This window comes from Dactylosporangium sp. NPDC049742, from assembly GCF_040674675.1.
GTDB lineage: Bacteria > Actinomycetota > Actinomycetes > Mycobacteriales > Micromonosporaceae > Dactylosporangium > Dactylosporangium maewongense.
Map to the genome: position 1 here is coordinate 58,348 of NZ_JBFANF010000045.1, position 24,391 is coordinate 82,738.

The following is a 24,391-nucleotide window of genomic DNA, read 5'->3' on the forward strand; positions in this document are numbered from 1 at the left end:
ATACGCTCACGCCCCGGAGGTGGCCCCGCATGACGACCGCAGCACTTGCCCGCGGTGCGAACACCGCGATCGACGAGACGGCGGTCACGGCCCTCGTGGCCTGGCGCGCCGGCGTGACCGTCGACGCGTGCGCGCTGCTGGTCGGCGAGGGCGGCAAGGTGCGCGGCGACGCCGACTTCGTCTTCTACAACCAGCCGCGGGACGCCACCGGCGCGGTGACGCTCAGCGCCGACGGCCCGCGCGCGGCGACCCTCGCGGTCGACCTGGCCCGGGTCCCCGCGGACGTGGCGAGCGTCGTCATCGCGGGGTCGATGGACGACGGCACGTTCGACACCGTGCCGGACCTCGAGGTCACCGTGAAGGGCCGCCGCGGGCAGGTCGTCGCGCGGTTCCCCGTCCGCGACGTGGAGCCGGTCACCGCGATGGTGTTCGGCGAGTTCTACCGGCGGCAGGGCAAGTGGAAGTTCCGCGCGGTCGGGCAGGGCTGGTCCTCCGGCCTGGCCGGCCTCGCGACCGACTACGGCGTCTCGGTCGACTCCGACGACTCCGTCGCCGAGGTGTCGGGTGCGTTGCCGGCGGAGCGCCCGCGCCCCGACTGGTACGTCGCACCTCATGACCCTTCGCTGCTGCGGTGGTGGAACGGCACCGAGTGGACGATGCAGACGGTTCCGCTCATCCACGACACGCCGGCGGTCTGCGGCCGGTGCGGCGGGCCGAAGTACCGCAGCTACGCCGGCGTGCCCGCCACCTGCCGCCGGTGCGACCCCGAGATCGCCAACGTGCTCAACGTGTGGCGGGCCAGGGCGACCCGGGTCCTCGCCGCCACCGGCACGGCCGAGCCGGCCTGGTCGGAGCTGTGGGCCGAGCTGCGCTACCACCGGGTGCGCGAGGACGCCGGCCGCGAGACGCTGCGCCCGGTCGCCCTGCACCACCTGCACCAGCTGCTGACGTTCGCGTTCGCGGACGAGGTGATCGAGCAGCACGAGATGGACGCGTTCGACGACGCGGTCCGCGCGCTCGGCGTCGTCGACCCCGCGATCAGCCAGATGCGCCGCCGGCTGCGGCGCGGCCTCGAGCTCGGGCTGATCAGCGGCGGCGACGTGCCCCGGGTCGCCTCCAGCACCCTGCACCTCGACGCGGAGGAGATCCTGCACCTGGAGGTGCCGGCGACGCGGGTACGGCAGCTGGCCAGCGGCACGAAGCGCGACGGCGGCCGGCTGATCGTCACCAACACCAAGCTGCGCTTCGTCGGCGACGGCGCCGGCTCCGACCTCGTCTGGGCGAAGGTCATCGAGGCGCGCCCCGAGTACGGCACCGTCGTCGTCGCCGCGACCACCTCCCGGGGCGGCGGCACGTACGAGGTCGGCGACCCCGAGTACGTGGCCGCCGTGCTCACCGGGGTGCTGCGCGTGGCGAAACGCACCGCGGTGGCGCCGGCGCAGCGCGACTCCCGCTCCGTGTCGCCGGCGATCCGGGCCGAGGTGTGGCGCCGCGACGGCGGCGCGTGCGTGGAGTGCCAGGCCACCGAGTACCTGGAGTTCGACCACGTCATCCCGTGGAGCCGCGGCGGCGCGACCAGCGTCGGCAACCTGCAGCTGCTGTGCCGCCGCTGCAACCTCGCCAAGGGCGCCCGGATCTAGCTTTCCTGGACTTCCAGGTCCAGCCAGGCCGCGAGGTCTTTGACTTCCTTGTCGACCGCGGCCCTCTCGAACGGCTCGTCCTCATGGACCGCGTTGACCCGCAGGACCCGCTGCTTCCGGTCCGCGGTCGCGTCGAGCTTGCCGACGAGCCGGTCGCCGACCAGGATCGGCAGCGCGTAGTAGCCCCACCGGCGTTTCGCGGCCGGCTTGTACATCTCCAGGCCGTACTCGAACCCGAACAGCTCCAGGGTCCGCTTCCGGTCGTGGATGAGCCGGTCGAACGGCGACAGCAGCGCGGCCCTGCCCTCGAACGGCTCACCCAGGCGCTCCAGCTGCGCCGGGTCGACCCGCCAGACGCCCTTGACCCCCTCGACCACGGCCGGCTCGCCGACGTCACCGACGCCCCACGGCTCGATCGGCACCTCGGTCGTCTTCGCCCGCGCGATGCCCAGCGCCCGCAGTCGCCGCTCGCCCCGCCGCCGGACCGCCTCCTCCGCCGGCACCGGCGGATCGTCCGGGTACACCCGCCCGGCCAGATCCCACAGCCGGTCCCGCCCCTGCCGCCCCGCGACCGCCACCTCACCGCACGCCGCCATCAGGTCGAGCAGCCGGATGACGTTCTGGTCGTTGGTCCAGCCCGTCGACGCCCACGGCACCACGCACGTGTCGGGGATGGCCCGCGACGGCAACGGCCCCTCCGCCGTCAGCCTGGCGAGGATGTCCTTCCGGCACGCGTCGTTGGCCCCCATCCACTCCGGGTGCCGCCGATACTTGAACGCCCCGGGCGCGTCGTCACGGCGCAGCGCCATCTCCGCCGTGTACAGCGCCAGATCCTCCGCCGGCCGGACCGTCGCCGCCAGCTCGATCACCTCCCGCCGCTGCAACGCCCCGACCAACTCCGAGGGCGTGTACCCGCCGGAGCCGAGCCTGCTCCACGCCACGAGGTCCGCGGTCGGCGCGATGGCGGCGGTCGGGTCGATCTGCAGCAGCGCCAGGTGCCGCACCGTCTCGAGCAGCCCCGCCGGCCGCTCGTTACCCAGCAGCTGCGCCCGCACGGCGATCCGCCGCGCCTCAACGATCGATATCCGGAGCGTCGTCACCCTGCGAGGCTAGCCCTTCGATCTTGGCTGCCCTTCCGGGGTGGCTTTCCTCGCGTGGCCGCCTGTGTACCGCGAACCGACTCAGCTCCGACCGCATGGCACACCGGTGAGCCTGAACATCACGATGGCCAGGCCGACCACCGACGGCACCCTCACCTTCCGCGACGTTCCGCCCGGGGTCGACGCCAGCGCCGGCGGCGAGAGCACCCGCCAGTGGCTGTACTCCTCGCAGATCGTCCGCGACCTGGGCGCCGTCTACCTGCCCCGCCTCGCCGACGACCGGCTCGTCGTCCCGCCGGAGGAGACCGTCGCCTTCCTGCGCGAGTGCGCCCGGGTACTCGCCGAACTGCCCGCGGTACCCGCCGCACCCCCCCCCACTTCGAGGCCGACGAGTTCTACATCGAACGCTGCCTGATGACCATCATGCACGTCACCCACCTGGCCCGCCGCGCCAACTTCGGCGCCGTTATCTGGCGACCCCCGCCCCGCTGCCCGGGCGACGTTCAAAAGATCAAGCAGCGATCGCCTCCATTTCCCAAACCACCTCAAACCTGGCAATTCGCCCACCATGCCCATGGACGTGATCGTGTGCGCCGCCCGACCGACACCGCCGCCCGGCATTTGCTCTGTCCGGGTGAGCGCCGCCGCCCAGGAGTGGGTCGCTGTCCGGTCGAGAGGGAGGCGGGCGCCATCCGGTGAGTGCTGCCTGGTCGACGCTGCTGGGTGCTTGATCGACGCTGCCCGGCTGGTGCATGCCGCATTGGTGAATCCCCCGTCGGGTGGGTATCGCTGTCTGTGGCGGGCGCCCAGTTTCGTGGACGCCGCCGGCTGGGCGGGCGTCCCTGTCCGGTGAGCACCGTCTGGTGGGCGCTCAGTTCGTGGTGGGCGCTCAGTTCGTGGACGCTGGCCAGCGAACGCCGCTTGGTGAATGCCCCGTCCGGTGGGCGCCCCTGTCCGGTGAGTGACGTCCCCGAGCGAACACCAACGCCTGGCGGGTGTCCCTGTCCAGTGGGCGCCAGCCGGTCAGCGCCACCACCTGGTCGACGCCGCCCGCCGGGTAAGCACCGCTTCGCACCTGGTCGACGCTGCTGCCCGGTAGGCGCCGCCTCGTCGGTGCCTCCAGTCGATGGACGGCGTTGCCCCTGGTGGGCACCGCCGCGCCCTGGTGGGCAACCGTGGACAACCGCTGCCCTGGTGGGGCACCGCCGCGCCGGTGAGCGTCGCCGGTCGATATGCGCTGCCTGCCGGTGAACGCGGTTGCCCGGGTGAGTGCCGCCGGGCTGGTGAGAGTCGCCGGGGGCGGTGGGCGTCGTCGTCGATGCGTGAGGCGAGGAACTGGTCGAGGCCGGTGCGCCGGGGACCGCTTGCAAGCAAACCTTACCCCAGCGATGGAAATTGATCTCCGGAGTCGTTGCTGTCCGTAGTCTACGCTGGTCCGCCTGGTGGACAGGGGCTTGCGGAAGGTGAGGGGACCGGCACGTCGGGTGGGGGCGGCGTGCCGGTCCGCGGGGTGGTCAGCGCTTCATGCCGTGCTCGATCGCCTCGATGATGCGGGGGCGCAGCTCGGCGGCGCTGATGATGGCGTCCACGGAGCCGACGGTGACGGCGCGCTGGATGTTGTGTACGCGGTCGAACTCGGCGGCCACCTCGCCCAGCTTCTCGGCGCGGACCGCGGAGTGGACCTCGGCGAGCTGCGCGTTGAGGGCCGCCCGTTCCGCGCCGGTCGCGGCGGCGACCCGGGCCTGCAGGTCGGTGACCCGCGGGTCGGTGGCGGTGCGGTTGTTGACGTCGCCCGTGAAGACCACCGCGGCGGCCGGGGCGCCGCCCAGCACCGACGCGAACGAACCTTCGAGGGCGAGGACGGTCATGTTCGGGTTGAGGGCCTTGGAGAACACCACGAAGGCGCCGCCGTGGTAGCGGGAGATGACGCAGAAGACGATCGGGCCGTCGAAGTTGACGATCGCGCGGCCGATCTCGGCGCCGTACTCCAGCTGCAGCTTGCGCATCGACTCGGGGGAGCCGTCGAAGCCCGACAGGTTGGCGAGGACGACGAGCGGGCGGTTGCCGGAGGCGGCGTTGATCGCGCGGGCGGTCTTCTTCGACGAGCGGGGGAAGAGCGTGCCGGCGGTGTACGTGTCGGGGCCGTCGGTGGGCGGGAAGCCGCGCCGCGGCACGGAGCGGGACTCGATGCCGATGAGGCAGACGGGCCAGCCGCCGATGTGCACGTCCTGCACCGCCGACGTCTCCGCGTCGGCCATGCCGGCCCAGCGCTCCAGGACCGGGTGGTCCTGGTCGGAGACGGCCCGCATGACGGTCCGGATGTCGAAGGGCTTCTTCCGGTCGGGGTTGTGCGAGGCGGAGAAGATCTGCCCGACCGTGGTGAAGTCGCTGCCGGCGACATTGTGCGGAAAGTCCGAGACGTCCCGGCCGAAGGCATCCGAGGTAACAGCGCGACGCGGGCCGATCTCGCCGGGCACCACGTACGTGTGGTCGTAGTGCGCCATGAGGATGTCCCGGGCGGCCGGCAGGTGCGGCGCCCAGTACTGCGCCTGGCCGTTGGGGCCCATGACCCGGTCGTAGCCGCCGATGCCGTAGTTGTCCTCGGCGGAGACACCACCGGAGAAGTCCAGCGACTGCTTGCCGGTGAGGACCATCGCCGAGTCGGGGGTCATGACCAGGATGCCCTTGGTGTGCATGAGCATCGTCGCCTCGGCGTTCCAGTACGGCTGGGCGCCGACGTTGATCCCGGCGACCACGATGTTGATCTCACCGCCGGCCTGGGTGAACGTGACGATCCGCTTGAGGGCGGCGGCGACCCAGTCCATGTTCTCGGTGCCGGAGCTCATCGAGATCTTCGCGCCCGCGGACAGCGCGAACCACTCCAGGGGAACCTGCATCGACGCGGCGAGGTCGAGGGCGGCGATCACCCGGGAGCACTCGGGCTCGGCGAGGGCGCCGAGCGCCTTGGTCGGGTCGCCGAGGAGCACGACGCGGGTGATGCCCTCGGGGTGCCGGTCGGTCGGCGTGGTGACGACCCCGCAGACGATCGCCGCGGTGTTGCGCCCCTTCGGCCGGTCGACCGGCACCAGGACGCCTTCGACGAGGTCGTGCTCGACGAAGGAGCCGAGCAGCGAGGTCAGCTCGTACGGGTAGACGTTGCCGCGCCGGGCCGCCCGCAGGACCTTCTGGCGGTAGTCGTCCAGGGGCTGCAGCGGCTCGGTCGACGGCTTGTCGACGGACACCTGCACGCCGTGGCCGTGGTTGAGGGTGATGCGGACCGCGACCTCGCTGAGGTCACCCGCCGAGGTGCGCTGGCGGGCGATGAACTGCACCTCCTCGAGACCGGCGCCGGCCGTCGTCGGCAGGATGCGCTGGACGAGCGCGTTGAGCTCCTCGCCGGTCAGCTCGGTCGACGGCCACACGTACATGAGGATCCGGTTGGTGTCGAACCGCTTGTTCTGCGGGCGCTGCGCCTGGATGTTGCGGATCGCGTCGAGCCCGGCGGTGATCGCGTCCTCGACGGCGGGCAGCGCGACCAGGCGGCCGTCGGCCTCGCGCAGCGGCGTCAGGTCGCGGACCTGGCCCATCGCGATGAGCCGCTCGTCGGACGGGTTGCTGCGCGCGACCGCCTTGAACAGGTAGATCTCCTCGTCCGCGGACGGCAGGCGGGTGAGGTCGAACTCGCGCAGCCGGTGCAGCTGCAGCCGCTGCGCGATCTGCGGGTGCAGCCCACGCAGCAGCCGGTCCTCATCAAAGCCACCGGCGGAGGGGCGGAAGGTGAAGTGGTGGTGCATGACGGCGCCGCTGGTGCCGGCCACGGTGGTGGTGATGCGCCGGACCCCGTTGGGCAGCGGCTGCTCCGTCAGCAGTTGCCGCAGCCGTACGGCCATCGCGTCCGCGTCCGGCTGGTCCTCCCAGGTGACGTAGAGGTCCGCGACGAGACCGTGCTCGGCGACGCCCGCGGCCAGCTCGCCGACTGCCCCGATCGCGGCCGGAAGGGCGGCGATGTCCACGGCGGTGGTGACCACGCGCACGGTGTCCGAGGAGCCGGTCCGCTCGGCCGAGACGAAGCGGCAGCCGCCCGCCTCCCGCACGGTGACGCCGGACAGCGCCCGGTTGCCGTAGTACCGGCGGGTCACGACCTCCAGCAGCGCCGAGGTGTCGCGGCCGGGGCGCCCGATCCGCTGGCCGATGAGCCGCACGAGCGGCTCGGCGCTGGCGACCATCGCCTGGATCCGCTCGGCGCGGTCGGGCGCGTCGGGGTTGCGGTCGAGGTGCTGCAGGTCGGCGCGGACCGCGGCGTAGACCTTGGCGCGGTTGCGGCGCAGCAGCGGCTGGGCGAACCAGCGGAAGACGACGCCGCGGGCGAGGTCCGACACGGCGGGGAAGCGCACCTGGGTGGCCTCGACGAGGTGCTCGAGGGCCAGGCCCGCCCGCTCGCTCATCGACTCCACCGGCGGCGGGCCGGCCAGCCAGTGGCGCAGCAGCTCCGACACGACGGCGACGTCGGTGGACATCCGCTGCTGGGCGAGGAAGATGCGGAAGACCGCGGACTCCAGCTCCGGCGTGCGGTCCAGCTCGGTGACGCCGTAGTGGCCGAGGGCCTTGCGCAGCTTGGCCTGGAACCCGTCGGGGAGGCCGGCCCGGTCGACGTCGAGGCTCTGCAGGTAGCTGTGGAAGTACTCGCGCGGGCTGTGCACGGGGCTGCCCGGCTCCTCCTCGAACTCGCCGCCGGGCTTGTTGCGGCTGAGCTCCGAGAGGTCGGCGAACGTGGTGAGCAGGTCGATCTCGCCCTGCACCGGCCGGCCGCCCACCTCGGCGCGGGCGGCGAGGTAGCCGGTCAGCAGCCGCCGGCCGTCCTGCGGGTCGACGTCGAAGCCGAGCAGCAGGCTGCACAGGTCCTGCAGGCCGCGCTCGACCCGCTCGGCCGCGCTCACGCCGTCCCGCTCGGGTGGCAGCTCGATCTCGGCGACCTCCGGCGCGGCCTCCGCCTCGGTGGCCTCGCCGTCGGCGAGGGGCTCCAGGCGCATCAGCGGCGCGCCGGTCTCCACCTGGCTGCCGACGGACACGGGGCACTCGCGGACCCGGGCGCGGAACGGCGCGCGCAGCACCGTCTCCATCTTCATGCTCTCCAGCACGAGGATCGGCGCGCCGGCCTCGACCTCGTCGCCGACCGCGAGGGGGGTCGCGACGACCAGCGCCGGCGCGGGGGAGCGCACGACGCCGCCCTCGTCGCGGCTGACGCGGTGGGTGATGCCGTCGACCTCGACGAGGTGGACCGGGCCGTGGGTGGCGGTGACGAGCCGGAAGCGGTGGCCGTTGACGACGATCCGGCCGCTGTGGGCGTCGAAGCGCTCGATCTCGACGTCGACGGGGTGCACGTCACCGCCGCCGGAGACGCCGACCCGGTAGCGCTTCTGGCCCACGCGGGCGACGCTCACCCGGTACCCGACGCCGCGCAGCTTCAGGTCGAGGGGGCGGCCGGTCTCGTGCTGGACCTGGGGGCGCCCGCCGTGCGCGGTGGACAGCAGCCGGTGCCGGCTGATCTCCTCCTCGTCCTGGTATGCCTCGATCGCGGCGGCGGCGAGGGCGACCGCGGAGTGGCGGTGGCTGACGAGCCGGCCCTCGGCGCGGACCCGGTCGATCCAGCCGGTGTCGGCGCTGGCGTCGATGACCTCGGGCTGGTCGAGCAGGTCGAGCACGAAGCTCTTGTTCGTGGTGCCGCCCTCGATGATGACGGTCGTCTCGGCCATCGCGCGGCGCAGGCGGCCGAGGGCCTCGTCGCGGTCCCGGCCGTACGCGATGATCTTCGCGATCATGGAGTCGAAGTCGGCGGGGATGGTGTCGCCCTCGCTGACGCCGGTGTCGACGCGGATGCCGGGGCCGGCGGGCAGGACCAGGCGGGTGATGCGGCCGGGTGACGGCGCGAAGTCCCGGTCGGGGTCCTCGGCGTTGAGCCGGGCCTCGACGGCGTGGCCGGCCTCGCCCGGCTTCGGCCCGTCCAGGCGCCCGCCGCCGGCGACGTGCAGCTGCAGCCTGACCAGGTCGGTGCCGGTGGTGATCTCGGTGATCGGGTGCTCGACCTGCAGCCGGGTGTTGACCTCGAGGAACGCGAACAGCCGCTCACCCGGGTGGTAGAGGAACTCGACGGTGCACGCGCCGCGGTACCCGACGCTGACGGCCAGCCGCTCCGCGGACGCCTTGAGGCCGGCGGCCTGCGCGGGCTCGAGGACCGGCGACGCGGACTCCTCGATGATCTTCTGGTTGCGCCGCTGCACGGAGCAGTCGCGCACGCCGAGCGCCCACGCGGTGCCCTGCCCGTCGGCGATGACCTGGACCTCGACGTGCCGGGCGCCGGTGACGAGGCGCTCCAGGAAGACCACGCCGGAGCCGAACGCGCGCAGCGCCTCCTGGCTGGTCCGCTCGTAGGCGTCGGTCAGGTCCGCGGCGGAGGTGACCTTGCGGATGCCGCGCCCGCCGCCGCCGGCGGTCGCCTTGAGCATCAGCGGGTAGCCGATCTGCTCGCCCGCGCGCAGTGCCTCGTCCAGTGTGGACACCGCGCCGCGGCTCCACGGCGCGACCGGCACCCCCACCTCCTCGGCCACCAGCTTCGAGCCGATCTTGTCGCCGAGCTTGCGCATCGCCTCGGCGCTCGGGCCGACGAACGTCACCCCGAGCTTCTCGCACAGCTCCGCGAACGCGGGGTCCTCGGCGACGAAGCCCCAGCCGACCCAGGCGGCGTCGGCCCGGGTCTCGACCAGGGCCCGTTCGAGGACGGCGTGGTCCAGGTACGGCCGGGCGGAGGCGGGGCCGAGCGGGTAGGCGACGTCGGCCTCCCGCACGAACGTCGCGGTGCGGTCGGCGTCCGTGTAGAGGGCGATCGTCTCGATCCGCTCCCCGGTTTCGGCCGAAAGATCCCGGACCGCGTGGATGAGCCGCATCGCGGCCTCACCACGGTTGACGATGGCGACACGACTGAACACCGGTTGAGCCTCCCAATTGCCCCACACACAGCAGGCGACGTCCGGGTCCCGGAGCGCCGCCTGCACCTGGCTACACCCTGCGTGATTACCGCCGAGTACGCCACTGTGCCGCACGACGCATCCCGCACCCCTCGTGTTGTAAGAATCCTACAAAGGACATCCGGGTCGACGCTCGGGTGGACAGTGACCGGCATCACCCAACTATCACCTTGCGTACCCACTTCGTTCATCTCCGACACTGCGCAGTCACCCCCGACGCCGCGCGGTCAGGTCCGGCGCCGCGCGGTCAGCGTGTCTCCCACATCGAGGCCGAGGTGGGCGGCTCGAACTCCTCGAAGACCAGGAGGGTGCGGGTGTTCACCACGCCGGGCATGCCCTGGATGACGTCGAGGACGAGGCGGCGCAGGTCCGCGTTGTCCTTGGCGCGGACCAGCAGGATCACGTCGAACTCGCCGCCGACGAGGGCGATGTGCACGACGCCCGGCAGGGCCCGCAGGCGCTCGCCGACCACCCGCCACTCGGCCTGGCGCAGGTTGACCGTCACGTACGCCGACGTGCCCATGCCGGCGGCCACGTGGTCGACGTCGGCGTGGAAGCCGCGGATGACCCCGGTGTCGCGCAGGCGCTGGACCCGGGCGTAGGCGTTCGCGCGGGAGATGTGCAGCAGCTCGGCCAGGGTGCGCATCGACATGCGGCCGTCCCGGCTGAGCTCCACGAGGATGCGCCGGTCGATGTCGTCGAGCGGGGCGGCCACCTGTCTCGCCCACCTTCCTGAACGAGCCCTTAGGTTGGACGTTTGGCATCGTACGACGCCCTGGACACGAACATCTTCTCGGTTTGCCGCCGGGAGTGGAACGCGAATGGCGCGAGGCCCAGGATTGCGGCATGACGCGTGACCCGAGTCACCTGCTGCCGGGCGACGAACCGGTCGCCCTCATCGACGCGCGCGGCGAGGCCCTCGACCCAGGGCGCCACGCGCTTCCGGACAACGAAGCGCTCGTCAAGGCGCTCGGCGCGCTGCTCACCGCGCGGCGGCTCAACGACCAGGCCTACGCGCTCGTGCGGCAGGGGCGGCTCGCCGTGTACCCGTCGTCGCACGGGCAGGAGGCGTGCCAGGTCGCCGCGGCGCAGGTACTCGACGCCGGAGACTGGCTCTTCCCCACCTACCGGGACACGGTCGCCGCGGCCGTCAAGGGCGTCGACCCCGTCGAGGCGCTCAGCCTGCTCAAGGGCGACTGGCACTGCGGGTACGACCCGTACGAGCACAACGTCGCCCCGCACGCGACGCCCCTGGCCACCCAGCTGCCGCACGCGGTCGGGGTCGCGCACGCGGCCAGGCTCCGCGGCGAGCCGACCGTCGTCATGGCGATGTGCGGCGACGGCGGCACCAGCGAGGGCGACTTCCACGAGGCGCTCAACTTCGCCGCCGTGTTCCAGGCGCCGGTGGTCTTCTTCGTCCAGAACAACGGCTACGCCATCAGCGTCCCGCTGTCGCGGCAGACCGCGGCGCCGTCCCTGGCGCACAAGGGGATCGGCTACGGCATCAAGGGTGAACGCGTCGACGGCAACGACATGGCCGCCCTGCTCGCCGTGCTCGGCGCCGCCGTCGAGCGGGCCCGGTCCGGCGGCGGGCCGCAGCTGGTCGAGGCGCACACGTACCGGATGCAGGCGCACACCAACGCCGACGACGCCACCCGGTACCGCGACGACGCCGAGGTCGCGGCGTGGGTCGAGCGCGACCCGATCGCCCGGCTGCGCGCCTACCTGACCGGCCGGGGGCTGATCGACGACGCGGCGATCGCGGCCTTCACCGAGGAGGCCGAGCGGGTCGCCACGCACCTGCGCGACGGCCTCAACCGCGACGTCGAGCCGGACCCCGCCGACCTGTTCGCCCACGTGTACGCGACCCCCACACCCCAGCTGCGCGAGCAGGCGGCGATGGTGGCGGACGAGCTCAGCCGCGAAGGAAGCACCCGATGACCACAACCACGCACGAGAAGCTGTCGATGGCGCAGGCGCTCAACCGGGCCCTGCGCGACGCGCTCGAAGCAGACCCCACGGTGGTCGTGTTCGGCGAGGACGTCGGCGCGCTCGGCGGCGTCTTCCGGATCACCGACGGCATCACCGCCGACTTCGGCGAGGCACGCTGCTTCGACACGCCGCTCGCGGAGTCCGGGATCGTCGGGATGGCCGTGGGGATGGCGATGAACGGGATGCGTCCCGTCGTCGAGATGCAGTTCGACGCGTTCGCCTACCCCGCGTTCGAGCAGATCGTCAGCCACGTCGCGAAGATGCGCAACCGCACCCGCGGGCGGGTGGCGCTGCCGATGGTCATCCGCGTCCCGTACGCCGGCGGCATCGGCGGCGTCGAGCACCACTGCGACTCGTCGGAGGCCTACTACGCCCACACCCCCGGGCTGCACGTGGTCGCGCCGTCGACGCCGTCGGACGCCTACACGCTGCTGCGGGCGGCGATCGCGTCGCCGGACCCGGTCGTCTTCCTCGAGCCGAAGAAGCTCTACTGGAGCAAGGAGGAGGTCGAGCTGCCGTCCGGGGCGCCCGGCATCGGCACCGCCGTGGTCCGCCGCGACGGCACCGACGCGACCCTCATCGCCTACGGGCCCGCCGTCCCCGTCGCGCTCGAGGCCGCCGAGGCCGCCGCGCAGGAGGGGCGGAGCCTGCAGGTGGTCGACCTGCGCTCGATCGTGCCGTTCGACGACGAGACCGTGTGCGCGGCGGTGCGCTCCACCGGCCGGGCCGTGGTCGTCGCCGAGGCCGCCGGGTTCGCCGGGGTCTCCGCCGAGATCGTCGCCCGGGTCACCGAGCGCTGCTTCAACGCCCTGGCCGCGCCGATCCGCCGGGTCGCCGGGTTCGACATCCCGTACCCGCCGCCGAAGCTGGAGCACTTCCAGCTGCCCGGCGTGGACCGGGTCCTGGACGCCGTCGACGACCTGCAGTGGGAGCAGTGATGGCGACGTTCCTGCTGCCGGACCTCGGTGAGGGGCTCACCGAGGCGGAGGTCGTGCGGTGGCTCGTCGCCGAGGGCGACACGGTCGCCGTCGACCAGAGCGTCGTCGAGGTCGAGACGGCGAAGTCCGTGGTGGAGGTGCCGTCGCCGTACGCGGGCCGGGTCGAGACCCTGCACGCCCGGCCCGGCGCCACGGTCCAGGTCGGCAAGCCGCTCATCTCGATCGCCGCCGTGCAGCGCGAGCCCGCGAGCGTGGCGGCGGCCGCCAAGGAGGCCTACCGGGAGGAGGAGCGGGCCGGCTCCGGCAACGTCCTCATCGGCTACGGCACCACCGGCGCCACCACGACGGGCCGCACCCGCCGCCCGCGCGCCAACGTCCGCCCGGCCGCGCCCGCGTTCCCCGCCCCGGCGGTCCGGAAGGTCCCCCTCGTCGTCTCGCCGCTGGTGCGCAACCTGGCCCGCGCCAACGGCGTGGACCTGCGCACCCTGCAGGGGACCGGCGAGGGTGGCGTCATCACCCGCGCCGACGTGGAGCGCGCCACCGTCACGACAGCCGTCGCCGCGTCGGTACCGGGGGAGCGCCGGATCCCCCTGAGCGGCTTCCGCCGCAGCGTGTCGGCGGCACTGAGCCGCAGCCGGGCAGAGATCCCCGAGGCGACCGTCTGGGTCGACGTCGACGCGACGAAGCTGTGGCAGCTGCGCGAGAGCGTCCCCGCCGGGCCGGGCCTGATCGCGTACGTCGCCCGGTTCGTGGTCGCGGCCCTGCGCGAGTACCCGGTGTTCAACGCCCGCCTCGACACCGGCCGCCAGGAGATCGTCGAGCTCGACCGGGTCGACCTCGGCATCGCCGTGCAGGGCGCCCGCGGCCTCGTGGTGCCCGCGGTCATGGACGCCGGCGCGATGACGACCGCCCGGCTCGACCAGGAGATCCGCGCGGTCACGGCCAGGGCGCGGGAGGGCCGTTCGACGGCGGAGGAGCTGTCGGCGGGCACGTTCACGCTCAACAACTACGGCGCGTTCCGGGTCGACGGCAGCGCGGCCATCATCAACCACCCGCAGGTCGCGATCCTCGGCCTGGGCCGGATCATCGACCGGCCGTGGGTCGTCGACGGCCAGCTGTGCGTCCGTAAGATCGCGCAGATGAGCTTCGTGTTCGACCACCGCGTGTGCGACGGCGGCACCGCCGCCGGGTTCATGCGCAGCGTCGCCGACGCCATCGAGGAGCCCGCCTCCGTCATCGCCAGGCTGTGACGGTCGTCCTGCTCGACGGGTCGCCCCTGCCGGGCGGCCCGTCCGCCGACGTCGCCCTCGGCCCGCACCTGCTGCGGGCCGGCGCCGGCCGGGAGTTCCTGCGGATCTTCTCGCCGGCGCCGACGGCCGCGTTCAGCCGGCGCGACACCCTGCGCCCGGGCTACCCGGAGGCCGAGGAAGCGGTCCGCTCGGCCGGCTTCACCCCGGTGATCCGCCCGCAGGGCGGCACCCTGGCGCTCTACCACGAGGGCAGCGTCGTCGTGGACCACGTGTGCCGCACCCCGGACGCGTCCCGTGACCCCGTCGGGCGGTTCCGGCGGTTCGCGGCCCTGCACGCCGCCGTCCTCACCGGGCTCGGCGCCGACGCCCGGATCGGCGCCGTCCCGGGCGAGTACTGCCCCGGCGAGTACAGCATCAACCTCGGCGGCACGATCAAGGTCGTCGGCTCGGCCCAGCGGGTCACCCGGGACGGGTGGCTGTTCAGCTCCGTCTTCCAGGTGACCGGCGCCGGCCCGCTCCGGGCGCCGCTGACCGCCGCGTACGCCGCGCTCGGCTACGACTTCGACCCCGCCACCGCCGGTGCGTTGGAGACCGTGACGGTCGAGGCGGTCACGGCGGCGCTGACGGACGCCTACAGCATGCTGCGGGCCTGACCGAGCGGCTGGAGCAGGTCGGTCAGGGCGGCGACGACGCCCTCCTCCACCCCGGCGGTCATCCGGGTGGACGGCACCGAGACCGAGACGGCGTCGGTCGCCGGCACCGTCAGCGGCACCGCCATCGCGAAGCACATGATGCCCTCCGCGTTCTCCTCGCGGTCGACGGCGTACCCCGTCTCGCGGACCGTGGCCAGGGCCCGGTGCAGGGTGTCGCGGTCGGTGATCGTGCCGGCGGTCAGCCGCTGCAGCGGCCAGCTGAGCATCGCGTCGGCGTCGGCGTCGGGGTGCTGGGCCAGCAGCGCCTTGCCGAGGGCCGTCGCGTGCGCGGGCAGCCGGCGGCCGACGGCGCTGTAGAGGCGCAGGCGGTGGGTGGAGTCCCGCTTGGCGAGGTACACGATCTGGTCGCCCTCGATCCGGCCGAGGTGGACGGTCTCGCCGAGCCGGCGGGACAGCTCGTCGAGGACCCCCGACATCACCGCGACGCTGTCGTCGCCGTCGAGGTAGGCGGCGCCGACCTGCAGGGCGCGCATGCCGAGCCGGAAGCGGGTGCCGGTCTCGTCGGCGCGGACCCAGCCGCGGGCGGTCATGGTCCGCATGAGCCCGTGCAGGCTGCTCTTCGGGATGTCCAGCGCGCGGGCGAGGTCGACGAGCGTCCAGGCGCGCGGCTGATCCGCGAGGACCTCGAGCACGTCAAGGGTGCGCCCGGCTGACTTGACCGGCTGGAAGTCGTCCTGCACGGCGCCACTGTAGCGAACGGGCCGCGCTTGCACTATGTTCACACCCGTGACTGACGTTCATAGGAGTGAACAGCTCGCCCTGGGGCGGGTCGTGCCGGTGGTGGTCCTCGAGGACGCCCGGCACGCGGCGGCGCTCGGCGACGCCCTCGTCAAGGGCGGCCTCAAGGCCGCCGAGATCACCCTGCGCACCGCCGCCGGCCTCGACGCGATCGAGGCCATCGCCGGCCGCGACGACCTGGTCGTCGGCGCCGGCACGGTGCTCACCGCCCAGCAGGCCGAGCGGGCCATCGCCGCCGGCGCCCGGTTCGTGGTGACGCCGGGCTTCGCGCCCGCCGTCGTCGCCGCGTGCCAGGACGCCGGCGTGCTCGTCGTGCCCGGCGCCGCCACCGCCACCGAGATCCAGATGGCCCTCGACGCCGGCCTGGACATCGTGAAGTTCTTCCCGGCCCAGCAGCTCGGCGGCGCACCGATGATCAAGGCTCTCGCGGCGCCGTTCCGCGGGGTGCGGTTCATCCCCACCGGCGGCATCACCCCCGAGGTGATGCCGGACTACCTCGCCCTGCCGCAGGTCCTCGCGGTCGGCGCGAGCTGGATCGTCGCCCCCGACCTCCTGCAGGCCGGGCGCTGGGACGCGGTGGCCGAGCGGGCCGCCGCCGCGGTGGAGGCGGCGGCATGACGCTCACGCTACGCCCCAAGGACGAGTGCCGTTACGACCTCGTCTCGCTCGGCGAGGTGATGTTGCGCCTCGACCCCGGCGCCGGCCGGGTCCGCACCGCCCGCAGCTTCCAGGCGTGGGAGGGCGGCGGGGAGTACAACGTCGCCCGCGGCCTGCGCCGCTGCTTCGGCCTGCGCACCGCGATCGTCACCGCGTTCGCCGACAACGAGATCGGCCGCCTCCTGGAGGACCTCATCCTGCAGGGCGGGGTCGACACGTCGTTCGTGCGCTGGGTGCCGTATGACGGGATCGGCCGCGCCACCCGCAACGGGCTCAACTTCACCGAGCGCGGCTTCGGCGTCCGCGGCGCCGTCGGCACGTCGGACCGCGGCCACACCGCCGCCAGCCAGCTGCGGCCCGAGGACGTGGACTGGGACCACCTGTTCGGCACGCTCGGGGTCCGCTGGCTGCACACCGGCGGCATCTACGCGGCGCTGTCGGAGACCGCGCCGGCCACCGTCGAGGCCGCGATGACCGCCGCGCGCAGGCACGGCACGGTCGTCTCGTACGACCTCAACTACCGCCCGTCGCTGTGGAAGGCGGTCGGCGGCAAGGCCCGCGCGCAGGAGGTGAACCGCCGCCTCGCCGGCCTCGTCGACGTGATGATCGGCAACGAGGAGGACTTCACCGCCTGCCTCGGCTTCGCCGTGCCCGACACCGACATCCACGCCGGCGCGCTCGACGCCGGCAACTTCAAGGCGATGATCAAGGAGGTCGTCGAGGAGTACCCGAACTTCGCGGTCGTCGCGACCACGCTGCGCGCCGTGCACAGCGCCACCGTCAACGACTGGGGCGCCGTCGCCTGGGCGGGCGGCGAGTTCGCCGAGGCGACCCACCGGCCGGCCCTGGAGATCCTCGACCGGGTCGGCGGCGGCGACAGCTTCGCGTCCGGGCTCATCTTCGGCCTGCTCGAACGCGACGGCGGCATCGCCACCGCGGTCGAGTACGGCGCGGCGCACGGCGCCCTGGCCATGACCACCCCCGGCGACACCTCGATGGCGAGCCTCGCCGAGGTCGAGTCCCTGGTGCGCGGCGGCGGCGCTCGCGTCCAGCGCTGAGTGTCCCGGCGCTGGACGTCCAAGGTCGCACGTCCAGCGCTGGGCGACCGGCAAGACCACGGCAACCGGCGGCGCAGTGACCGGACCGCGGCGTTGTTGACCCCGGCGGGCACGCCTCGCACAGCCGCCCGCCGGGGTCCGTCATCGGTGCAGGGGCCGACTCAACTGTCGCGGAGCACCCCCGGCGGCGCTGTCCGCCCGCCGGCCGTCAATCGCCGGACGGCCGGGGGTCGCCGGTGGCGCGCAGGATGTCGGCGTCGAAGGTGCGCCGCGCCCGGAGGATGATCCAGGCGCCGAGCCCCAGCGGCAGCAGCAGCACGGTGAACGCGCCGCGCAGCGAGCCGGAGCCGCCGTCGCCGCCGAGCGCGTCGGAGGCGGCCCCGACGAGGAACGGGCCGGCCGCGCCGCCGAGCGTGACGACCGCGTTGAGGACCGCGAAGCCCAGGCCGCGCCGGTGCGCGGGCACCACGTCGGCGTTGGCCGCCGTCAGGTTCGGGATCGCCGCGGAGAACCCGGCGTTGGCGAGGAAGTAGCCGGCGATCTGCACGGGCAGCACCGGCACGAGCGCGGCGACGGCGAGGCCCAGCGCGCCGATGAACAGGGCCGTGCCGGCCAGGACCATCCGCCAGCCGGGGCGCCGGCCGTGGAAGCGGTCGCCGTACCGGCCGCCGACGATCACCCCGAGGACGATGCCGACGCCGCCGACCCCGCCCGCGATCCCGGTCGCGGCCGCCTCCTCCAGGCCGAACTGCCGCTGGTAGAACGTCGGCATCCAGAAGAACAGCCCGCCGAGGCCGAAGAACATGATGGTCAGCCCCGCGACCACCGACCGCAGCGTCGGGATCCGCACGAGCTGCCGCAGCTGCCGGTGTACGGGCACCGCCGCGGCCTCCGCCGGTCGTTCGGCGGGTGCGACACCGGCGGCCAGCGCGCCGATGCGGTCGCCGAGGCCGCGGACCGGCTCGCGGACGGTGAGGCACAGCAGCGCGATGACGGCCCCCGGCAGGGCCACGAACAGGAACGCGTGCCGCCACCCGACCGCCTGCGCGAGCGAGCCGCCGACGAGCACCCCGACCGGCAGCCCGACGAAGTACCCGAGGCGCTCCAGCCCGAACGCGCGCGCCCGGCCGCCGGGCGGGAAGTAGTCCGCGAGCAGGCTCGAGGCGGGCGGGTTGTAGAGCTGCCCGGCCGCGCCGAGCAGCACCCGGATCGCGAAGAGCACCGCGTAGGACGTGGCCAGCCCCGTCCCGAGGGTCAGCACCGCCCACGTGCCGACGACGCCGGCGATGATCCAGTTGCGCCGGCCGGTGTCGGCGAGACGGCCGGCCGGCAGCAGCAGCACCACGCCCGCGATCGCCCCCGCGGTGGGGATGGCGCCGACCGCCTTGTCGCTGAGCCCGAACTCCGCCTGGATCTGCGGCACGACCCCGGCCAGGAGGTTGTATTCGACCCGGTCGACGAACGCGACCAGCGCCACGCAGATCGCCGGCCACCACCCGAGCGGCGCGGTCCGCGTGGGCTCGACCGCCACCTTCGGCCGCCCGGAGTACGCCTCCACCAGCACGGTCCCGCCACGGTCGGTCTCGGTGCCCATGGCGGCCTCCTCGGTAGGGAAACAGTGTTTCCCTTACGGTCCTGGGGTCACCATAGGCGCCGGGCCCGCCCCACCACAAGATCGGTCCTCGTTCCTGCCGGCGGTGACGGCGGCGGCGACGGCGCGCTCGATGACGTCGAGGGCGGGGGTCGGCGCGGGCAGCGGGCGCCACAGGTGCTGCGGGCCGGTGGGTGGCGCGTGCGGGGGCGGGGCGCCGGGGGAGGGGACGTACCGGACGGGACGGTCGAGCAGCCAGGCGAGCAGGGCGGCGATCTCGGCGCCGCCGATGAGGGTGTCGCCGTCAAGGTGGTAGGTGGCGCCGGCGTGCCGGTCCGGGCGGCCGGCGGCGAGGTCCGCGGCCGACTCGGCGGCGACGCGGGCGGCGGCGCCGGTCACGTCCCGCAGGGCGACGAGTGGCCACCGGCGGTCGCCGAGCGGGGTGGTGAGGACCCCGGTGACCGCGGCGGAGACGGCCGCGGCCGCGGCGAGCGCGGCGAAGGACTCGGCGAAGGGCGCGCACCGCAGGACCGCCGTGCCGGGCGCCGGCGCGCGGCCGTCCACGCGCGCGGCGTGCCGGACGCCGGCGGGGCCGACCAGCACGTCGACACCCGTGACGGCCAGTGCCAGGGCGGCGGGCGGGTCGGCGCCGGGCACGGTGGTGGTGTCGCGGGGGACGCCGCTGACGGGAATCATGGTCCTGAGCATCGGCAGCGGTGCGCGGGCTGAGAAGGAGGCACTTCCGTGTCGGTCGCGAACACCGGGGTAACCCCGCAGGCCGGGCCGTGCGGCGACGACGACTGCGGCATCCGCGACCTCCTCGCCCGGCTCGGCGACCGGTGGACGGTGCTCGTGCTGGTCGAGCTGTCGCACGGGGTGCGGCGCTTCCGCGAGCTGGAGCGGGCGATCCCCGGCATCTCGCAGCGGATGCTGACGGTCACCACCAAGCGGCTGTGCCGCGACGGGCTGGTCGAGCGGACCGCGTACGCGACGATCCCGCCGCAGGTGGACTACCGGCTCACGCCGATGGGCAGCAGCATGGCCGGGATCATCACTGCGCTCGCCGACTGGTCGCGGGACAACATGACCGCGATCGGCGCGGCCCGCGCCCGCTGGGACGCCACCCAGCCGCCGGTCTAGCCGCCGATCTGGCCGCCGGTCTAGCCGCTGATCTCGCCGGTCTGGTCGCGCCGGTTCCGGTTCAGGGCGTAGAGGGCCGCGAGGCTGCCCGCGGTGATGACGCCGCCGGCGACGAGGATGCCGGCGCCGTTCTCGCGGACGCGCCTGCGCTCCTCGTACGTGGCGGACGAGCCGCGGGAGGACACGCAGCGCTCGCCGGGGCGCATGTGCTGCCCGCCGCAGTCGACGTCGTCGCTCCACGGCCGCCGGACGAGCCCGGTGCACAGCAGGACCACGCCGACGGCGAGCACGCCCACCATCACCTTCACCGGCGTCGGGGTCCGCTCCGGCGGCGGGGAAGAAGACATGCCGCACCCTCATTTCTGTAGTGGTCGCTAGACAATGGGCACCATAGATGAATTCTCTAGTGAGCGCTATACAATGACCGGCGTGACGACGCGGCGGGGGCGGCCCAGGCAGTTCGACCGGGGCGAGGCGCTGCGCGCGGCCGTGGAGGTCTTCTGGGCGCGGGGTTACGAGGCGACGTCCGTCAACGACCTCGCCACCGCGATGGGCGTCGGCGTGCCCAGCCTGTATGCCGCGTTCGGCAGCAAGCGGGCGCTGTTCGAGGAGGTCGTGGCCGAGTACACCCGGCTCTACCGGTCGTTCATGCAGGCCGCGATCGACGAGGAGCCGACGCTCACCGCCGGCGTGCGGCGGCTGCTGCACGAGGCCGCCGCGGCCTGCACCCGGCCCGGCCTGCCGCGGGGGTGCCTGGTGATCAGCGCGGCCACCAACACGACCTCACCGGAGGCCGAGGAGCTGCTGCGCGGGCTGCGGCTCGCCGGGCTCGAGGCGCTCGAGGCGCTGATCGGGCAGGCCGTCGAGGCCGGTGAGCTGCCCGCCGGCACGGACCCGCGCGGGCTGGCCCACTTCGTCACCGGCACCCTGCAGGGCATGGCCCATCAGGCCCGCGACGGCGCCGACCGGGAGGCCCTGGAGGCGGTCGCCGATCTGGCCATGCGGGCATGGCCCGCGCGGTAGGGAGAAAGACGGATGTTGATATGACCATGCGTTGGGTGGTCACCTGGTAGCTCGTTCACCTCCATCACCCAAGGAGGCTAGATGAGCCACCCCCGCAGGGGCACCATCCCACTCGCGATGGCCGTCGCCGTCGCGCTCGTGGTCGCCGCGATCAGCCCGGCCGGCGCCGCGCCGGCCGACGCGGTGACCGCCGAGACGTCCGCTCCCTACCTGGTGAGCGGGGTCGGCACGCTCGACCAGCGCAACCAGGTCGCCGGGACCGGCGCCGCGATCGACGGCATCGACCACGGCGTCGCGGACATCACCGCGACCCCGTCCGAGGTCGCGAGGCTGCGGCAGCTGGGCTTCACCGTCACCCGCGCGCTGCGGCCGGCGACGCCGGGCGGGCCCGCGACGATCCTCGACTTCCCGTCGGCGGACTCGATGTACCACAACTACGCGGAGATGACCGCCGAGCTCAACCAGGCCGTCGCCGACCACCCGGCGATCCTGCGCAAGAGCAGCCTCGGCACGTCGTACGAGGGCCGGGACATCCCGGTCATCAAGATCTCCGACAACGTCGCGGTCGACGAGAACGAGCCGGAGGTGCTCTACACGGCGCACCAGCACGCCCGCGAGCACCTCACCATCGAGATGGCGCTGTACCTGATCAAGCAGCTCACCGACGGCTACGGCACCGACACCCGGATCACGAACGTGGTGAACTCGCGCGAGATCTGGATCGTGCCGGACATGAACCCCGACGGCGGCGAGTACGACATCGCCACCGGCGCCTACCGGTCGTGGCGCAAGAACCGGCAGCCGAACAGCGGCAGCAGCAACGTCGGCACCGACCTGAACCGCAACTGGGGCTACAACTTCGGCTGCTGCGGCGGGTCGTCGAGCTCGACCAGTTCGGAGACCTACCGCGGGCCGTCGGCGTTCTCCGCGCCGGAGACCCAGCGGGTGCGCGACCTCGTGCTGAGCCGGCGCGTCGGCGGGGTGCAGCAGATCAAGACGCACATCGACTTCCACACCTACGGCAAGCTCGTGCTCTGGCCCTTCGGGTACACCACCTCGAACACCGCACCGGGCCTGGACGCCGACCAGGAGCTCACCTTCCGCACCCTCGGCACCCAGATGGCCGCCACCAACGGCTACACCCCGGAGCAGGCCAGCGACCTGTACATCACCGACGGCACCATCGACGACTGGCTGTGGGCCGACCAGGGCGTGTGGTCCTACACGTTCGAGATGTACCCGGGCAACTCCGGCGGCGGCGGCTTCTACCCGCCGGACGAGGTCATCGCCGCGCAGACCGCGCTCAACCGGGAGGCGAGCCTGCAGATCGCCGAGTACGCCGACTGCCCGTACCGGGTGATCGGCAAGGAGGCCCAGTACTGCGGCACCGCGCCGGGCACCACGGTCTGGTCCGACGACTTCGAGACCAACCTCGGCTGGACGACCAACCCGTCGGGCACCGACACCGCGACCACCGGCGCCTGGGAACGCGGCGACCCGGAGGCCACCGACTCCAGCGGCCCGAAGCAGCTCGGCACCACGGTCAGCGGCAGCAACGACCTGGTGACGGCGCGCCTGGCCGGTGCCGACGCCGGCGCCAACGACGTCGACGGCGGCACGACGAGCGTGCGCTCGCCGAGCATCACGCTGCCGTCGAGCGGGACACTGACGCTGAGCTACTCCTGGTACCTCGGCCACGGCAGCAACGCCTCGTCGGCGGACTTCTTCCGGGTCAGCGTCGTCACGGCGAGCGGCACGACCGTGCTGGCCACCGTGGCCGGCGCCGCCGCCGACCGGGACGCGTCCTGGTCGACCGGCAGCGTCAACCTCAGCGCGTACGCGGGGCAGAGCGTCCGGATCCTGTTCGAGGCGGCGGACGCGGCCACGGCCAGCCTGGTCGAGGCCGGCGTCGACAACGTCGTCATCCGGCAGTCGTAGCAAGTCGCAAGAAAAGTGGCCGCCCGTGTCTACGGCACGGGCGGCCCGCCGCGTGTATAGAGGCGTGACGTTCGAGGAGTACGCGTTCGCCCGCGCCGGGGCGCTGCTGCGCTTCGCCAGGCTGCTCACCGATGACGAGCACCGCGCCGAGGACCTGGTGCAGGACGTCCTCGCCAAGGCATACGCCCGCTGGGGCCGCATCTCGCGCACCGACCGGCCGGACGTCTACGTGCGCCGGATGCTGGTCAACACCCACCACTCGTGGTGGCGGCGGCGCAGCAGCCGCGAGGTGGCCGTCGAGGCCGTCGGCGAGCGGCCCGCGACCGGCGACGAGGCCGCCGAGGTGGCCGAGCGCGACGCGCTGTGGCGCCTGGTCCGGCAGCTGCCCAGGAAGCAGCGCACCGTCATCGTCCTGCGCTACTACGAGGACCTGGACGACGCGCGGATCGCCGAGATCCTGGACTGCTCCACCGGCACCGTGCGCACCCACGCGAAACGGGCCCTCGACACGCTGCGCGCCGCGCCGTCTGCCATCTCCACGGGAGGGTCCCGATGAACCTCGATGAGCGGCTCACCACCACGCTGCGGGACCGCGCCGGCGGCGACGTCGACCCGGCGCCGATCGTCGCGCACGCCCGCCGCCGCGGGCAGCGGATCCGGTTGCGGCGCCGGGCGGTCGCGGGCGCCGCGCTGTGTGCCGTGCTGCTCGCCGTCGCCGCCGTGGTGCCGTGGCGGCAGGCGCCCGACGCGCCGGCCGCGCCGGAGGTCGCCGCGCTCGCGCTGCCGGTCTCGCCGGACGTGGCGGGGGCCCTCGGCGATCCCGACAAGGTCGGCGCCGAGTGGGGGACCGTGCACTTCGCCGTCGGCGACCTCCTGGACGGCGCCGAGTACGCGACCTGGAGCACCAGGCCGGGCATCGAGAGCGTCCAGATCCTGCGCCGGGCCACGTTCACGCTCGCCGCCACCGCCGACAAGCTGGACGGTGCCGCGTCGCAGCTGGAGTCGGCGGGCCGGCCCGGGGCGCCGGTCGCCGTGGCCGTGGGGGGCCGCCCGGGGACGGCGCGCGCGGACGCGGGGCCTGCCGGCGGCCAGACCCTGTGGTCGGTGCGCTGGCAGCCCGTGGGCACCCTGTGGGCCAGGCTCGACGTGTACGCCGGCGGGGCCGACGAGGCGACGGCGGCCGCGGCCCGGGTGAGCTTCGACGCCGCCTACCGCTGCGTGGTGCCCTTCGAGCTGTCGAAGCTGCCCGCCGGCGCGCAGATCCAGGGCTGCTCGCTGACGCTCGGCGCGCGCGGCGGCTTCGCCGAGGGCGCCCTCATGATCGGCGACTACGGCCGCTGGCTCACGATCCGGGCCGAGCGCACGCCGCCGGGCATGGACGCCGTCACCGGAGACCTGGCCGCCGGCCCCTACCGCGTGGCGCGGGCCGGCGACGGCCTGCTGGAGATGCTCGTGCAGCCGTGCCTGGTCGACCTGTTCCTCACCGACCGCGGCAGCGGCTACACCGAGCAGGACGGCCTGCTGGTCCTGGGCGGCTACGCGCCCGTCCAGGACCTGGACCTCGACCGTCCCGGCTCGTGGTGACCCGGCG

General features: G+C 73.6%; 20 protein-coding genes. 13 read left to right on the plus strand and 7 right to left on the minus strand.

Annotated elements, in window-relative coordinates; all coding sequences use genetic code 11:
• Positions 1–29: 29 nt before the first annotated feature.
• Positions 30–1,640, plus strand: coding sequence for a TerD family protein (locus AB0J72_RS40055; RefSeq protein WP_363408908.1), 1,611 nt, complete (start codon positions 30–32; stop codon positions 1,638–1,640).
• Here AB0J72_RS40055 and AB0J72_RS40060 read toward each other — a convergent pair.
• On the minus strand, positions 1,637–2,740 hold the full coding sequence (locus tag AB0J72_RS40060) for a crosslink repair DNA glycosylase YcaQ family protein (RefSeq protein ID WP_363408911.1): 1,104 nt from the start codon (positions 2,738–2,740) through the stop codon (positions 1,637–1,639). The genes AB0J72_RS40055 and AB0J72_RS40060 overlap by 4 nt on opposite strands.
• Before the next feature lie 106 nt (positions 2,741–2,846).
• Between AB0J72_RS40060 and AB0J72_RS40065 the strand changes: the two genes are divergently transcribed.
• Positions 2,847–3,155 carry a hypothetical protein gene (locus AB0J72_RS40065; protein WP_363408914.1) on the plus strand — a complete coding sequence of 103 codons (309 nt, stop codon included), beginning with the start codon at positions 2,847–2,849 and terminating at the stop codon, positions 3,153–3,155.
• A 1,099-nt stretch (positions 3,156–4,254) separates the two neighbouring features.
• On the opposite strand, the gene AB0J72_RS40070 is transcribed toward AB0J72_RS40065, so the two are convergent.
• Together AB0J72_RS40070 and AB0J72_RS40075 are read right to left on the minus strand one after the other, a co-directional pair.
• On the minus strand, positions 4,255–9,723 hold the full coding sequence (locus AB0J72_RS40070; RefSeq protein WP_363408917.1) for a biotin carboxylase N-terminal domain-containing protein: 5,469 nt from the start codon (positions 9,721–9,723) through the stop codon (positions 4,255–4,257).
• Positions 9,724–10,009: 286 nt separating this feature from the next.
• The gene (locus tag AB0J72_RS40075; protein WP_344501971.1) at positions 10,010–10,477 is read right to left on the minus strand and encodes an Lrp/AsnC family transcriptional regulator; all 468 of its coding nucleotides are present in this window, start codon (positions 10,475–10,477) and stop codon (positions 10,010–10,012) included.
• A gap of 131 nt (positions 10,478–10,608) precedes the next feature.
• Between AB0J72_RS40075 and pdhA the strand changes: the two genes are divergently transcribed.
• Genes pdhA through AB0J72_RS40095 form a run of 4 tightly spaced genes read left to right on the plus strand, consistent with a single transcriptional unit; the run spans position 10,609 to position 14,595 of the window.
• Positions 10,609–11,703: a pyruvate dehydrogenase (acetyl-transferring) E1 component subunit alpha gene (gene pdhA / locus AB0J72_RS40080; RefSeq protein WP_363408921.1), complete on the plus strand. Its 1,095-nt coding sequence runs from the start codon at positions 10,609–10,611 to the stop codon at positions 11,701–11,703.
• The gene (locus AB0J72_RS40085; protein WP_363408924.1) at positions 11,700–12,692 is read left to right on the plus strand and encodes an alpha-ketoacid dehydrogenase subunit beta; all 993 of its coding nucleotides are present in this window, start codon (positions 11,700–11,702) and stop codon (positions 12,690–12,692) included. Before pdhA ends, AB0J72_RS40085 begins: the two co-directional genes overlap by 4 nt.
• The gene (locus tag AB0J72_RS40090) at positions 12,692–13,942 is read left to right on the plus strand and encodes a dihydrolipoamide acetyltransferase family protein (RefSeq protein ID WP_363408927.1); all 1,251 of its coding nucleotides are present in this window, start codon (positions 12,692–12,694) and stop codon (positions 13,940–13,942) included. Before AB0J72_RS40085 ends, AB0J72_RS40090 begins: the two co-directional genes overlap by 1 nt.
• Positions 13,939–14,595 (plus strand): hypothetical protein, encoded by a 657-nt coding sequence (locus AB0J72_RS40095; protein WP_363408930.1) that lies wholly within the window; start codon positions 13,939–13,941, stop codon positions 14,593–14,595. Before AB0J72_RS40090 ends, AB0J72_RS40095 begins: the two co-directional genes overlap by 4 nt.
• Here the strand turns inward: AB0J72_RS40095 and AB0J72_RS40100 are convergent.
• Positions 14,574–15,335, minus strand: a complete 762-nt coding sequence (locus AB0J72_RS40100; protein WP_363408933.1) for an IclR family transcriptional regulator — start codon at positions 15,333–15,335, stop codon at positions 14,574–14,576. The genes AB0J72_RS40095 and AB0J72_RS40100 overlap by 22 nt on opposite strands.
• Positions 15,336–15,381: 46 nt before the next feature.
• On the opposite strand from AB0J72_RS40100, the gene eda reads away from it, so the two are divergent.
• Positions 15,382–16,011, plus strand: a complete 630-nt coding sequence (eda, locus tag AB0J72_RS40105) for a bifunctional 4-hydroxy-2-oxoglutarate aldolase/2-dehydro-3-deoxy-phosphogluconate aldolase (protein ID WP_360559050.1) — start codon at positions 15,382–15,384, stop codon at positions 16,009–16,011.
• Entirely contained in the window at positions 16,008–17,108 is a 1,101-nt protein-coding gene (locus tag AB0J72_RS40110; RefSeq protein ID WP_363408936.1) for a sugar kinase, read from the plus strand. Before eda ends, AB0J72_RS40110 begins: the two co-directional genes overlap by 4 nt.
• A 208-nt stretch (positions 17,109–17,316) precedes the next feature.
• Here AB0J72_RS40110 and AB0J72_RS40115 read toward each other — a convergent pair whose 3' ends face one another.
• Positions 17,317–18,702 (minus strand): MFS transporter, encoded by a 1,386-nt coding sequence (locus tag AB0J72_RS40115; RefSeq protein ID WP_363408939.1) that lies wholly within the window; start codon positions 18,700–18,702, stop codon positions 17,317–17,319.
• Positions 18,703–18,735: 33 nt separating this feature from the next.
• On the minus strand, positions 18,736–19,395 hold the full coding sequence (locus AB0J72_RS40120) for a hypothetical protein (protein ID WP_363408942.1): 660 nt from the start codon (positions 19,393–19,395) through the stop codon (positions 18,736–18,738).
• A gap of 48 nt (positions 19,396–19,443) precedes the next feature.
• On the opposite strand from AB0J72_RS40120, the gene AB0J72_RS40125 reads away from it, so the two are divergent.
• Entirely contained in the window at positions 19,444–19,839 is a 396-nt protein-coding gene (locus tag AB0J72_RS40125; protein WP_363408945.1) for a helix-turn-helix domain-containing protein, read from the plus strand.
• Positions 19,840–19,859: 20 nt separating this feature from the next.
• Here the strand turns inward: AB0J72_RS40125 and AB0J72_RS40130 are convergent, their stop codons facing one another.
• On the minus strand, positions 19,860–20,186 hold the full coding sequence (locus tag AB0J72_RS40130; protein ID WP_363408948.1) for a hypothetical protein: 327 nt from the start codon (positions 20,184–20,186) through the stop codon (positions 19,860–19,862).
• An 82-nt stretch (positions 20,187–20,268) separates the two neighbouring features.
• Between AB0J72_RS40130 and AB0J72_RS40135 the strand changes: the two genes are divergently transcribed.
• The 4 genes from AB0J72_RS40135 (at position 20,269) to AB0J72_RS40150 (ending at position 24,384) form a co-directional block, all read left to right on the plus strand.
• A complete protein-coding gene (locus AB0J72_RS40135) occupies positions 20,269–20,862 on the plus strand; it encodes a TetR/AcrR family transcriptional regulator (RefSeq protein WP_363408950.1) in 594 nt (197 codons plus the stop codon).
• 81 nt (positions 20,863–20,943) lie between these two features.
• Positions 20,944–22,800 carry a M14 family zinc carboxypeptidase gene (locus tag AB0J72_RS40140; protein ID WP_363408953.1) on the plus strand — a complete coding sequence of 619 codons (1,857 nt, stop codon included), beginning with the start codon at positions 20,944–20,946 and terminating at the stop codon, positions 22,798–22,800.
• Positions 22,801–22,864: 64 nt separating this feature from the next.
• The gene (locus tag AB0J72_RS40145) at positions 22,865–23,356 is read left to right on the plus strand and encodes a SigE family RNA polymerase sigma factor (protein ID WP_363408956.1); all 492 of its coding nucleotides are present in this window, start codon (positions 22,865–22,867) and stop codon (positions 23,354–23,356) included.
• Positions 23,353–24,384 (plus strand): hypothetical protein, encoded by a 1,032-nt coding sequence (locus tag AB0J72_RS40150; protein ID WP_363408959.1) that lies wholly within the window; start codon positions 23,353–23,355, stop codon positions 24,382–24,384. The genes AB0J72_RS40145 and AB0J72_RS40150 overlap by 4 nt, the downstream gene beginning before the upstream one ends.
• Positions 24,385–24,391: the final 7 nt, after the last annotated feature.